The sequence below is a fragment of the Marinobacter antarcticus genome (assembly GCF_011049865.1).
Lineage (GTDB): Bacteria > Pseudomonadota > Gammaproteobacteria > Pseudomonadales > Oleiphilaceae > Marinobacter > Marinobacter antarcticus_A.
This window is the reverse complement of sequence record NZ_DRGY01000015.1, coordinates 1-12,674: the sequence shown is the minus strand read 5'-3', so window position 1 is coordinate 12,674 and position 12,674 is coordinate 1. Positions and strand designations below refer to the sequence as shown.

Annotated in this window: 15 protein-coding genes; 12 read left to right on the top strand and 3 right to left on the bottom strand. The window is 54.5% G+C overall.

What is annotated here, in order from left to right; genetic code table 11:
- The 12 genes from ENI00_RS01815 to rpoS all read left to right on the top strand — a co-directional run.
- A partial coding sequence (locus ENI00_RS01815) for a CTP synthase (RefSeq protein ID WP_304097949.1) occupies positions 1-1,255 on the top strand: 1,255 nt, incomplete at its 5' end.
- Between the two features lie 2 nt (positions 1,256-1,257).
- On the top strand, positions 1,258-2,103 hold the full coding sequence (gene kdsA, locus ENI00_RS01810; protein WP_304097946.1) for a 3-deoxy-8-phosphooctulonate synthase: 846 nt from the start codon (positions 1,258-1,260) through the stop codon (positions 2,101-2,103).
- A 72-nt stretch (positions 2,104-2,175) separates the two neighbouring features.
- Positions 2,176-3,471: a phosphopyruvate hydratase gene (gene eno, locus ENI00_RS01805; RefSeq protein ID WP_304097943.1), complete on the top strand. Its 1,296-nt coding sequence runs from the start codon at positions 2,176-2,178 to the stop codon at positions 3,469-3,471.
- A 154-nt stretch (positions 3,472-3,625) separates the two neighbouring features.
- On the top strand, positions 3,626-3,898 hold the full coding sequence (locus tag ENI00_RS01800; protein WP_304097939.1) for a septum formation initiator family protein: 273 nt from the start codon (positions 3,626-3,628) through the stop codon (positions 3,896-3,898).
- 21 nt (positions 3,899-3,919) lie between these two features.
- On the top strand, positions 3,920-4,621 hold the full coding sequence (gene ispD, locus ENI00_RS01795) for a 2-C-methyl-D-erythritol 4-phosphate cytidylyltransferase (protein WP_304097937.1): 702 nt from the start codon (positions 3,920-3,922) through the stop codon (positions 4,619-4,621).
- A 27-nt stretch (positions 4,622-4,648) separates the two neighbouring features.
- Entirely contained in the window at positions 4,649-5,128 is a 480-nt protein-coding gene (gene ispF / locus ENI00_RS01790) for a 2-C-methyl-D-erythritol 2,4-cyclodiphosphate synthase (RefSeq protein ID WP_304097934.1), read from the top strand.
- Positions 5,129-5,139: 11 nt separating this feature from the next.
- The gene (gene truD, locus ENI00_RS01785; RefSeq protein WP_304097954.1) at positions 5,140-6,231 is read left to right on the top strand and encodes a tRNA pseudouridine(13) synthase TruD; all 1,092 of its coding nucleotides are present in this window, start codon (positions 5,140-5,142) and stop codon (positions 6,229-6,231) included.
- 49 nt (positions 6,232-6,280) lie between these two features.
- Positions 6,281-7,051, top strand: coding sequence for a 5'/3'-nucleotidase SurE (surE, locus tag ENI00_RS01780; RefSeq protein WP_304097931.1), 771 nt, complete (start codon positions 6,281-6,283; stop codon positions 7,049-7,051).
- A 23-nt stretch (positions 7,052-7,074) separates the two neighbouring features.
- Positions 7,075-7,704: a protein-L-isoaspartate(D-aspartate) O-methyltransferase gene (locus ENI00_RS01775; protein ID WP_414674191.1), complete on the top strand. Its 630-nt coding sequence runs from the start codon at positions 7,075-7,077 to the stop codon at positions 7,702-7,704.
- Positions 7,701-8,699: a DUF368 domain-containing protein gene (locus ENI00_RS01770; RefSeq protein WP_414674190.1), complete on the top strand. Its 999-nt coding sequence runs from the start codon at positions 7,701-7,703 to the stop codon at positions 8,697-8,699. The genes ENI00_RS01775 and ENI00_RS01770 overlap by 4 nt, the downstream gene beginning before the upstream one ends.
- 342 nt (positions 8,700-9,041) lie before the next feature.
- Positions 9,042-9,806, top strand: coding sequence for a peptidoglycan DD-metalloendopeptidase family protein (locus ENI00_RS01765; protein WP_304097925.1), 765 nt, complete (start codon positions 9,042-9,044; stop codon positions 9,804-9,806).
- A gap of 156 nt (positions 9,807-9,962) precedes the next feature.
- Positions 9,963-10,955 carry an RNA polymerase sigma factor RpoS gene (rpoS, locus tag ENI00_RS01760; RefSeq protein ID WP_304097923.1) on the top strand — a complete coding sequence of 331 codons (993 nt, stop codon included), beginning with the start codon at positions 9,963-9,965 and terminating at the stop codon, positions 10,953-10,955.
- Positions 10,956-11,025: 70 nt separating this feature from the next.
- On the opposite strand, the gene nth is transcribed toward rpoS, so the two are convergent.
- From nth to ENI00_RS01745, 3 genes are all read right to left on the bottom strand, one after another.
- The gene (gene nth, locus ENI00_RS01755) at positions 11,026-11,664 is read right to left on the bottom strand and encodes an endonuclease III (RefSeq protein ID WP_304097922.1); all 639 of its coding nucleotides are present in this window, start codon (positions 11,662-11,664) and stop codon (positions 11,026-11,028) included.
- Between the two features lie 28 nt (positions 11,665-11,692).
- Complete coding sequence (locus tag ENI00_RS01750; protein WP_304097920.1) at positions 11,693-12,406, bottom strand: electron transport complex subunit E; 714 nt, start codon at positions 12,404-12,406, stop codon at positions 11,693-11,695.
- 2 nt (positions 12,407-12,408) lie between these two features.
- On the bottom strand, positions 12,409-12,674 hold a 266-nt coding region (locus ENI00_RS01745; RefSeq protein WP_304097917.1), incomplete at its 5' end, for an FMN-binding protein.

Genomic DNA, 12,674 nt, shown 5'->3' with positions numbered 1-12,674 from the left:
GGTATTTGAAGGCGCAGCCGGCGCCGACGTAGCCCTGGTTGAAGTGGGCGGTACGGTTGGAGACATTGAGTCGTTGCCGTTCCTTGAGGCCTGTCGCCAGATGAAGGTTGAGGTAGGTTCCTCCCGCGCGCTGTTTATGCATCTCACCCTGGTGCCTTACATTGCCACTGCCGGCGAAATCAAAACCAAACCGACACAGCACTCCGTGAAGGAAATGCGCTCTATTGGCTTGCAGCCTGACATTCTGCTGTGTCGCTCGGATCATGAGGTGGATGTCAGCTCCCGCCGGAAAATCGCTCTGTTTACGAACGTTGAAGAGCGCGCTGTTATTCCGATGCGCGATGCCAAGTCCATTTATGCTATTCCCCGCATGCTGCACGAGCATGGCCTGGATCAGCTGGTTATCGAGCGTTTCAATCTTGATGCCCGCAAGGCGGATCTCAGTGAGTGGGACAATGTTGTTGATTCATTGATGAATCCGGAGCATGAAGTAACGATTGCCATGGTCGGCAAATACATGGAACTACTTGAGGCCTACAAGTCGCTGATAGAATCCTTGTTGCATGCCGGTATCAAGACCCGCACCAAGATAAAGATCAATTACATTGATTCCGAAGACATCGAGCGCGACGGCACTCAGGCGCTTGAGAGCGCCGACGCGATCCTGGTTCCAGGTGGCTTTGGCGAGCGGGGCGTGGAAGGCAAGATTCTCACCGTGCAGTACGCTCGCGAAAATAAAGTACCTTATCTGGGTATTTGCCTGGGCATGCAAGTCGCGGTTATTGAATACGCCCGCAATAAAGCCGGCCTGGTGGATGCCCACAGCACTGAATTTCGTGAGCACACTCCGGAGCCCGTTATTGGCCTGATAACAGAATGGCTGGATGCGACAGGTGAGCGCGAAGAGCGCACCGATGACTCCGATCTTGGCGGCACCATGCGCCTGGGTGCCCAGGACTGCGTGCTGACAGAGGGTTCTAATATTGCTAACTGTTACGGCAGAAAAACCATTCGCGAACGCCATCGTCACCGCTATGAGGTGAATAACCACTTTCTGCCGCAGTTGGAGGCGGCTGGTCTGCAGGTTTCCGGGCGTTCCACCGATGGCAAACTGGTGGAAGTTGTGGAAGTTGCCGATCACCCCTGGTTTGTTGCCTGTCAGTTTCACCCGGAATTTACGTCCACGCCCCGCGACGGTCACCCGTTGTTCAAGGGGTTTGTGGAAGCTGCGCTGGCGAAACGTAAGGAATCCTGATTATGGCCCGGAACACCGTTACGGTTGCTGATATTGATATCGCGAATCACAAGCCGTTTGTGCTGTTTGGCGGCATGAACGTTCTCGAATCCCGGGATATGGCGTTTGAGGTTGCTGAAGCTTACGTGGAGGTGTGCGCAAGGCTGGGCATTCCTTACGTGTTCAAGGCATCTTTCGACAAAGCAAACCGATCCTCGGTGAGCTCATTCCGGGGGCCAGGGCTCGATAAAGGCCTGCAAATTCTGGCCGATATCAAAAGCAAATACGGCGTTCCGATTATTTCTGACGTGCACGACGCGGCTCAGGCAGCGCCTGCGGCCGAGGTTTGCGACATTATTCAACTGCCCGCTTTTCTGAGCCGTCAGACAGACCTGGTGGTTGCCATGGCGAAAACCGGCGCAGTGATCAATATCAAGAAAGCGCAGTTTTTGGCGCCCCAAGAGATGAAGCACATCATCACCAAGTGCTCAGAAGCCGGAAATGACCGGGTTATATTGTGCGAACGGGGCAGCAGCTTCGGGTACAACAACCTTGTGGTCGACATGCTGGGCTTTGGTATTATGAAGTCCATGAACGTTCCGGTTATGTTTGATGTAACTCATTCTCTGCAGATGCCGGGCGGCCGTGCAGATTCTGCCGGTGGCCGCCGAGCTCAAGTGACAGACTTGGCGCTGGCGGGCATGTCGCAAGGCTTGGCGGGATTGTTCCTGGAGGCTCACCCGAATCCGGATGAGGCCAAGTGCGATGGCCCTTGTGCACTGCGCTTGAGTCAGCTTGAGCCTTTCTTACAGAGAGTGAAGGCCGTTGACGACCTTGTGAAAAGTTTTAAGCCCATCGACACCGCCTGATTGGCGGTTTTCGCGTTATGTACACCGCTCTCTTGCACCAGATTTTGTTTATAAACTTGGAGACCCTGAAGAATGACCAAGATTGCCAATATTAAAGCCCGTGAGGTTCTGGATTCCCGTGGAAACCCTACGGTGGAAGCAGACGTAATTCTGGAAGACGGCACTCTTGGCCGGGCTTGTGCGCCTTCGGGTGCGTCCACCGGTTCGCGCGAAGCGCTGGAACTGCGCGATGGCGATGCGTCCCGTTACTTGGGTAAGGGCGTGCGCAAGGCGGTTGAGGCCATTAACGGCAAGATCTGTGATGCATTGAAAGGCAAAGATGCCGCCGATCAGCGTGGGGTGGACAACATCATGCTGGAGCTGGACGGCACCGAGAACAAAGCCAATCTGGGCGCTAACGCTATTCTTGCGGTGTCGCTGGCCGCCGCCAAAGCTGCCGCAAACTCTTTGGGCAAGCCGCTGTACGAACACATTGCTGATATTAACGGTACGTCCGGCAAATTCAGCATGCCGGTGCCAATGATGAATATTCTGAACGGTGGTGAGCACGCAGACAACAACGTCGACATCCAGGAATTCATGGTGCAGCCGGTTGCTGCCAAGAGTTTTGCGGAAGCGTTGCGCATCGGTGCCGAGATATTCCACAGCCTGAAAAAGGTGCTCAAAGCTCAGGGTTTGAGCACTGCCGTAGGCGACGAAGGCGGCTTTGCGCCCAACCTGCCTTCTAACGAAGCGGCTTTGGCGATTATCAAGGAAGCTGTGGAAAAAGCCGGTTACAAGCTGGGCACCGATATTACCCTGGCTCTGGACTGTGCGGCTTCTGAATTCTACAAAGACGGCCAGTACAATCTGGCCGGCGAAGGCAAGAGCTTTGATTCTGCCGGCTTTGCGGATTACCTGGCGGGTCTGGCTGAGCGCTATCCGATTTTGTCCATTGAAGACGGTATGGACGAGAGCGATTGGGACGGCTGGAAGGTGTTGACAGACAAAATTGGTAGTAAGGTGCAGTTAGTGGGTGACGATTTGTTTGTTACCAATACCAAAATTCTCAAACGTGGTATTGATACGGGTGTGGGTAACTCCATCCTGATCAAGTTCAATCAGATTGGCAGTTTGAGTGAAACTCTGGACGCCATCAAGATGGCGCAGGATGCCGGCTTTACAGCCGTTATTTCTCACCGTTCCGGTGAAACGGAAGACACAACCATTGCCGATCTTGCGGTTGCCACCTGTGCCGGGCAGATCAAAACAGGCTCTCTTTGCCGATCTGATCGCGTTGCCAAGTATAACCAGTTGCTGCGCATTGAAGAGGTACTTGGCAACAAGGCCCCTTATCGCGGTCTGAGCGAGATTAAAGGGCAGGGTTAAGATCAAAGCCATCGTGTTTTGAATGACCATTCAAACACGATGGCCTTTTTGTCCAATCAGTTAGAAGAATTTGTTGCTAATCTACTCTAAGGTCTATACTCAACGTCTGACGTTGTATGTTCAATCGATTTACGCCTGAACGGAATCTGTATTAATGAAGTTGCTCTGGGCTTTCATGGTCGTTCTCATTCTCTTGCTGCAGGTGCGCCTGTGGGTTGGAGAGGGTAGCTTTGCGCAGGTCTGGACACTGGACAAGTCGATTGCCGAACAGCAGGAAGAAAACTCCGAGCTGTCCGCCCGCAATGAGCGCTTGTACGCGGAGGTGCGAAATCTTCGCAACGAACAGGGCGCAGTGGAAGAGCGGGCCCGGATGAACCTTGGGCTGATTCGCGACGATGAAACCTTCTTTCTCGTTGTTGAGCACTGATTTCAAGGGTCTGGACCGCCTATGCCTCATCCCGGACTTTGGTTAATTGTTCCCGCTGCCGGCACTGGCCAGCGTATGCAGGCCGAATGTCCCAAGCAGTACCTCCGTATCAACAATCGCTTTATTCTGGACATCACCCTTTCACGACTTCTGGATTCGCGCCTTTTTTCCGGTTGCATGGTGCCGCTGAATGCTGCGGATCATTGGTGGTCAGACACTGACGCCAGTACCGATGACCGTATTCAGACGTGCGGCGGTGGCTGCGAACGAGCGAACTCCGTTCTCTCAGCCCTGCGCGCATTGGAAGAGCAGGTTGCGGATAACGATTGGGTATTGGTTCACGATGCCGCTCGGCCTTGTGTTCACCCAAGCGATCTGGCAAATCTTGTTTCAACCTTGTCTGACCATCCGGTGGGTGGTCTTCTGGCCGCGCCAGTCGCCGATACGCTAAAAAAAGCAGACCGGGGTAAGCTGCCGGAGATCGTCGGAACGGTGGACCGCAGCCAGCTATGGCGTGCACTGACGCCACAGATGTTCCGTTATTCCATGCTGGTTGAGGCGCTGGAGTTGGCGCTTGCTGAAGGGCAGCCGGTAACAGATGAGTCCTCCGCCATGGAGTTTTCCGGTAATATGCCCGTGCTGGTTGAAGGTCGGCCGGATAACATCAAGATTACCGTACCCGCCGACCTGGATCTCGCCGGTTTTATTCTCAGCCGGTTCTGAATTGTCTGTATCTTCCCGGAGTAAATTATGCGAATTGGTCAGGGCTTTGATGTTCATGCCTTTGGCGCAGGCGACGCTGTCGTTCTGGGCGGGGTGTCCATACCCTACAGCCAAGGCTTGAAAGCCCACTCTGATGGCGATGTACTGTTGCACGCTCTGGCAGACGCTCTTCTGGGCGCGGTTGCCCTGGGTGATATCGGTCATTTTTTTCCTGATACCAGCGCCGAGTGGGCCGGCGCAGACAGCCGAGACCTGTTGCGTCGGGTTATGGCCCGGGTGGCCGAGGAAGGCTTTGGTGTTCTGAATGTCGACACAACGATTATCGCTCAGGCACCAAAAATGGCTTCGCACATTGAGGCAATGCGTTCGAATATTGCCCAGGATCTGGGCATTCCGGCCAGTTGTGTGAGTGTGAAAGCGACGACCAGCGAGAAACTGGGGTTCACCGGCCGTGGCGAGGGTATTGCTTGCCAGGCCGTTTGTCTGCTTGAGCAGGTGGCATCGTGAGCGGCGCCGGCATGGGTGCAGGGAACTGGCGGCTGGACTGGCCTGTTTCGGCAGGCACGCGCGTCGCCAGCGCTCAACTGAAAACCGTTCCGGAAGACTTCAGAGTGGGAGAAGTGCTGGAGGAATTTTCAGCGCAGGTCAGTCTTTTTGAAAGTGCCAATGTTGCGGGCGAAGGCGAGCATTTGTGCCTGCACCTCGAAAAAACCGGCGACAACACGGAGTTTGTGGCAGGGGAGCTTGCCAACATTGCCAGCTGTCGATCCTTTGACGTGGGATTTTGTGGGCTGAAGGACCGTCACGCGATTACCCGTCAATGGTTCAGCCTTTACCGGCCCGGTATGATGGATGACGACAAGGCGTTGATAGCAGAGATCTCGTCACACTGGCCGGTAACATCAGCGTGTCGTAGCGTTCGAAAACTCCGCCGAGGTGATCACCAGGGCAATCACTTCACGATTACGCTCCGGCAGGTCAGTGCTGAGCGGGACGTTGTCGAACGTGCGCTTGAGCGACTGAAAAGCCAGGGCGCGCCCAACTACTTTGGCCCACAGCGTTTTGGTTTTAGCGGCGCAAACCTGGATCGTGCGGTTCATATTGATCCAACGGCATTGAATCGCAGAAGCGGGAAGGGAAAGCGCAGCGGGCGAGGGCGCGGTTGGAATAAGTCAGGCGGTGGCAGAGATGACCGGAAAAACGTATTGTACTTTTCGGCTGCTCGATCCTGGCTTTTTAATGAAGTGCTTGCGTCGCGAGTGGCTGATGGCAGTTGGCAGGCGCCACTACCGGGGGAGCCAACTGAGACCGCAAGCGGTCCCTTATGGGGTGACGGTGGTACAAGCGCCGACGGCGAGGCCGGCCAGCGCGAGCGGCACATAGTGGCGCAGGCCCCTGAATTGGAATCACTATTCGCGACCACGCGAATGAAGCCTGAGCGTCGTCCGCTGATGGCCATGCCGGAGGGCCTGGTTTGGTCGTGGTTGGACGATGACAGTCTGGAACTGGACTTTTTTCTCGTGCCGGGCCAGTACGCGACCACGGTTTTGGGCGATATTTTTGAGCTTGAGGACCTAAGCCTCAGCCATCATAAAAAACAACACGACTAGCGGTTTATTGGCTAGGGATTTATTTTTCAGAGATTTATCGGAGAGCACTGTGCGCATTTTGTTGTCAAACGATGACGGTGTTAATTCACCGGGGCTTGTCGCCTTGTATGAAGGCCTCAAAGGCTTGGGTGATCTTGAAGTCGTCGCGCCGGACAGGGATCACAGCGGGGCCAGTAACGCCTTGACGCTTAACCGCCCCCTTACCGTTGATCAACATCCTAACGGTTTCCGTTCGGTTGACGGCACGCCCACAGACTGCGTGCATCTGGCGGTTAACGGATTGTTCCGCGAGCCTTTTGATCGGGTGGTCTCAGGCATTAACACCCATGCAAACCTGGGGGATGACATCATCTATTCCGGTACCGTCGCGGCGGCAACGGAAGGTCGTCATCTCGGATTACCAGCCATTGCGGTCTCTTTGGTGAGTGAGGGGCGGAATCATTACAACACGGCCGCGAGGGTTGTGCGCATGCTTATGGAAAGTGCGCGCCCGTTTGTTCTGGGGCCTCGCTCTATACTTAATGTGAACGTGCCCGACGTGCCCTGGGAGGAACTCGCCGGGTTTCGTGTTACTCGGCTGGGTAACCGCGAACGAGCCGAAGGCGCGGTTCCAATGACCTGCCCGCGAGGTAGGGAGCGCTACTGGATTGGCGCGGCGGGGAAAGGCGGCGATGCTGGCCCGGGAACGGACTTCCACGCCGTCGCCCAAGGGTATGTGTCATTGACGCCGGTTCACATAGATATGACTCGCCACGAAGCGCTTGTTTCACTCAGAACCTGGGTGGACTCTCTTCACACCTCCATGGGAGATGAGGCGTGAGTGGTGCGCTTCAGGGTATCGGGATGACATCCAGGCGCACCCGTATGCGTCTGGTTCAGCGCCTCAAGGAATCGGGTATCGAATCGGATCGCGTGCTGGAAATCATGGGGCAGGTACCACGCCACATTTTTCTGGATGAAGCGCTGTCGCATCGGGCTTATGAGGATACTTCGCTCCCTATCGGCTACGGCCAAACGCTGTCTCAACCCTATATCGTCGCAAGAATGACAGAACTGTTGTTAAAGCATGAGCCCGCCAGAGTGCTGGAATTGGGCACAGGATCGGGTTATCAGACCGCCGTGTTGTCGCAGTTGTTTGAACGGGTTTACAGCGTGGAGCGGATCAAGCCGCTGCAGGATCGTGCCCGGGAGAGGCTGCAGCAGCTCAAAATATACAACGTAATGCTCAAACACGCCGACGGCGGTATGGGGTGGCCAGAAAGAGGACCGTTCGATGGTATTATCGTGACCGCCGCGCCCATGGAGGTGCCAACGGAATTGCTGGATCAACTGGCTGATGGCGGTGTACTCGTGGCACCTGTGGGTGAAGGGCACCAGGTGCTTGTTAAAATGGTTCGCAACGGTGACCGGTTTGAACGTTATGAACTGGAGCCGGTTCGTTTTGTACCCCTTTTGGGCGGAGTTGTCCGTTGATTGATCAATCGCAAAAAACCAGTATTCAAAGCAATGATCGTGCACAGCATCCGGCCTCGGTTTTTTTCAGGGGCATAGCAATGGGGGCGGCTGACATTGTTCCTGGTGTCTCCGGCGGCACCATTGCGTTTATAACCGGTATTTACTTCCGGCTTCTGGCGGCCATTAACGCTGTTCCTGTTGCCCTTTTCCGGGATTTAGCCAAGGGCCGTGTGAGAGCCTTCTGGCAGGCCTGTGATGGTACTTTCCTGAGCGCTCTGCTTGCCGGCATTCTTGTCAGCGTTGTTACGTTGGCATCGGCAATCAGCTTTGCACTTGCTGAGTATCCCATTCTGATATGGAGCTTCTTTTTCGGGCTGATTCTTGCGTCTGTCTGGCACGTTGCCCGCCAGGCACGGCATTACCGCACGGCGCTGTTTATTCCTCTTGTGGTCGGCATTGGCAGCGCGTGGTGGATCACGACCTTGTCTGCCGGCCAACTTGAGCCTTCCGCTTTCACGTTTTTCGCCGCCGGAGCCGTCGCAATCTGCGCGATGATTCTGCCCGGCATTTCCGGCAGTTTTATTCTGGTTATTATCGGGATGTATGCGCCGATTCTGGCTGCCATAAAATCCCTGGATATCGGTATATTGCTGCTGTTCATGGCGGGCTGTCTGGTGGGTTTGTTGTCGGTTGCAAGGCTGATTACCTGGGCGTTCCGCGAATACCACGATCATGTTTTGGCGTTGCTTACAGGCTTTATGATCGGTGCACTGAACAAAGTATGGCCGTGGAAAGAGATTCTCAGCTGGCGTACGAACAGTTCGGGAGCTCAGGTGCCGTTGAGTGAGGTCAGCATCAGCCCGTGGGCTTTTTCAGATCTTACGGGTCTGGATCCGCAGATTGCGGTGGCAGCGGCAATGGCCATTACCGGTGTGATGCTTGTGTTGCTGATGGAGTGGTTTGGCAGGCGCTATCAAAAAACGGCGCCGCTGACAGCCGATAACGCAGGGTAAGCCTGTGTTACCTTTACAGGCACACTGCTGTTCCCGCCCGTAACAAAAAAGGCGTCAGGTAACAGTGCCAGGCCGTAAGAGGCTTGGAATTTATTTAAAAATGTGCAATAAATTAGCGGGTTACTTTTAAAACTTCAGGATCTTCTTTGAACAGATTCAGAGCCTAACCAGATTTCTAATAACCGGGCCGGTGTTATTTCTGTGAGATTATTACGTGGGTCAGCTCAAGCCGTATTGTCGGCCCCCCCGCGGTTCCTCTTTGGTGCCCAGTCCTTTTCCTGTTCCTCCGAAACGATCAAAGCCTGGTTTTTTCTCATCGCATTTCTTTTCCTTTTCGGCGCAATGAGTGGATGCAACACTCAGGCGCTCTATCAGGACGATATCTACAATCCACCCGTTTATTGGGGGCGGCATTTCGTTCGCCAGGGAGAGACGCTTTACGGCATTGCTTGGACTTACGGGCGAGACTATAAGGAGTTGGGCAATGCCAACGGGATTGGCCCGCCCTGGGCAATCCGCGCCGGGCAAGTGCTCCGACTGGATCTGCGCGGTACCGCATCGTCAGGCAGTAGCAATCGCACAACGGCAAAGACATCCAGACCCTCTGCAAACACATCGGCCCGGGCGTCCGGAGCCAGAACTCATGCTTCAATTTCCACAAAAACCCGGAAACCAGCCGTCACCCGGAAACCGGATAATGCTGCCCCACTGGCTTCTCGTACGCAGACGGTAGCCAGCATTCCGTGGCGTTGGCCACACTCTGGCACCGTAATTGCAGGCTACTCAGCATCTGGAAAAGTCAACAAAGGCGTTGATATTGCCGGAAAAGCCGGGGATGCTGTAAGAGCCGCCGCAGATGGAAGTGTTGTCTACGCTGGCAATGGTTTATTGGGTTATGGCAACCTGATTATTGTAAATCATAACGAGCATTACCTGAGCGCGTACGCGCACAACCGGAAGATTCTGGTTAGCGAAGGGGAGGGAGTAAAAGCCGGGCAGGTGATTGCAGAGCTCGGCGGCAGCGGCACGGAGCGCACCATGTTGCATTTTGAAATTCGAAAAAATGGTAACCCGGTCGATCCAGCCCATTATCTGCCACCACGTTAATCACAGGGAGCAGTATTTAAAACAAGAAGAAATGATGGTAACAGCGCATGCGCTGGCCATTGAGAAAGTCCTGATGAGAAAAGAAGTAACCAATGCCCGCAACAAAAAAAAGTATCGGGCGAAAATCCAGGATTGTTGAAAGGCGGGGCAAGAGATATGTCAGCAGAACAAGAAAGTATCATTGTTGATCGCATAACAGACGTTGATGACTCGGAGGATCAGTTACTAGCAGAGGAAAAAACCGACAGGAGCCAGCCGGAGGCTGCCGACGTCGATGGTGGATTCCCCACCCAGGGGCGGTATTACACCAGCTCGAAACAGCTGGACGCCACACAGCTTTATCTCAATGAAATCGGGTTTTCACCCCTTCTCACACCGGAAGAAGAAGTCTATTTTGCGCGTCTGGCGCGCAAAGGCGAGGACTCCGGCCGCAAACGAATGATAGAAAGCAACCTGCGGTTGGTTGTTAAAATTGCCCGCCGCTATGTCAATCGCGGGCTAACGCTGCTGGATCTGATTGAAGAGGGCAACCTCGGGCTGATCCGCGCGGTTGAAAAATTTGACCCGGAAAGGGGCTTTCGTTTCTCAACCTACGCAACCTGGTGGATTCGTCAGACCATTGAGCGGGCCATAATGAACCAGACCCGCACAATCCGCCTGCCCATCCACGTCGTCAAAGAATTGAATCTTTACCTGCGTGCTGCCCGTGAACTGACGCAGAAGCTGGATCATGAGCCCACGGCAGAGGAAATCGCACGGAAAGTTGATAAGCCGGTTAATGATGTAAAGCGGATGCTGGGGCTTAACGAGCGCGTTGCATCCATGGATACGCCCATCGGCGCAGGGGGAGACAAATCCTTGCTGGACACGGTGGCCGATGAAGGCGCTTCTGACCCTGCAGACGCATTGCAAGACAGCAATATGTGTTCATGCCTTGAAAAATGGATAGACCTCCTCAGCGACAAGCAGCAGGAAGTCCTGTCCCGGCGGTTCGGGTTAAGGGGCTATCCGGTTAGCACGCTGGAGGAAGTGGGGCAGGAAATTGGCCTGACCCGAGAGCGCGTTCGTCAGATTCAGGTAGAAGCGTTGCGGCGTTTACGAGAGATACTTGAAAAAGAAGGTCTGACGGGAAATCTTTTGTTCAAATAGACTTTCTGACGCAATGCCCAAAACGCCAGCCATGCCTCATGGCTGGCGTTTTATGTTATAAGTCGGTTGCTTAAAGATAGTCACGTTTTTGCTTGAACTCGCATAGATCCTCAATGATACAGGCGCCACATCTGGGTTTGCGTGCTATGCAAGTATAGCGACCGTGTAAAATAAGCCAGTGATGGGCATCCTGAAGGAACTCCGTTGGCACCAGCCGCATCAGTCGATTTTCAACTTCCACAACGTTCTTGCCCGGCGCAATACCGGTGCGATTTGATACCCTGAAAATATGCGTGTCCACCGCCATGGCCAACTGCCCGAACGCTGTATTCAGAACAACGTTGGCGGTTTTGCGACCAACCCCCGGAAGAGCTTCCAGATCGTCGCGGTTATCCGGCACTATGCTGTTGTGCTTTTCGATCAGAATGCGGCAGGTCTTGATAACGTTCTCCGCTTTGCTGTTGAACAGTCCAATCGTTTTGATATAGCTCTTCAGACCATCCACACCCAGCGCTTGTATGGCCTCCGGCGTGTTAGCGACCGGATAGAGCTTGTCTGTCGCTTTGTTGACACCTACATCCGTTGCCTGTGCAGAGAGAATAACCGCAATAAGTAACTCAAACGGACTGCTGAAATTCAGCTCCGTTGTCGGGTTAGGGTTTGCTTCCCGTAAGCGGGAGAAAATTTCAGTACGTTTGGCTTTGTTCATGGTGTTTCATTACGACTCTGGTCGCGGATCATGAGAGGTTTCCGGTCACGCGAACGCGCTTGGCGCCGGACGTTGCGGCTGGCTGAGGAACTTTCTGGCGTTCCTTGATGTGGTTGTCGATACCATTTTTCAAGGCAATCAACAAGCCGAGCCCAACGAACGCACCCGGCGGTAGTACCATGAAAAGCATGTCCGGGTAGTTGGTAAAGGGTTCCAGAGTCCAGTTGGCAGCCGTGGGGCCGAGCAACAGGTGCATGTCCGCAAACAAGGTGCCCTGGCCAATCAGTTCGCGCATGCCGCCGAGAATCACCAATACGATAAAGAAGCCGGCGCCCATCATTATGCCGTCAAGCAGCGCGGGGCCGGGCGCATTGCGTGAGGCAAACGCATCCGCGCGGCCAAGAATGGCGCAGTTGGTGACAATGAGCGGAATGAAAATTCCGAGTATCTGATAAAGCTCGTACGTGTAGGCCTGCATCAGCAACTCGGCGCAGGTTACAAATGAGGCAATAATCATCACAAATGCGGGCAAGCGTACGGATTCGCCGACAAAATTCCGGATCAGGGAAACCGCCAGATTGGACCCCATCAATACCATCAGCGTTGCCAGCCCAAGACCAATGGCATTCACAACGGTACTGGTGACCGCAAGAAGCGGGCACAGCCCGAGCACCTGAACCAGCGCCGGGTTGTTGTCCCAGAGGCCGTCACGGATGATTTCGCCGGACGTTTTCGTCGCCATGATCAGGATTGCTCCACGTTCAGGGATGTGTTGGTCCTATCTCCGGGTATGACCACGGGGCCATGCCCTGATGGGGGTTTATTCATTTTAGCCCGGATGACCTGCTGGTTCTGCCGGAAATAAACCAGCGATCTCTCGACGGCCTTTACCACGGCCCGAGGTGTAATAGTGGCGCCCGTAAACTGGTCAAATGCGCCGCCGTTCGTCTTGACGCTCCACTGTCGAGGTTTTGGATTGCCCAGTGAGCGCCCCTCAAAGTTTTTAATCC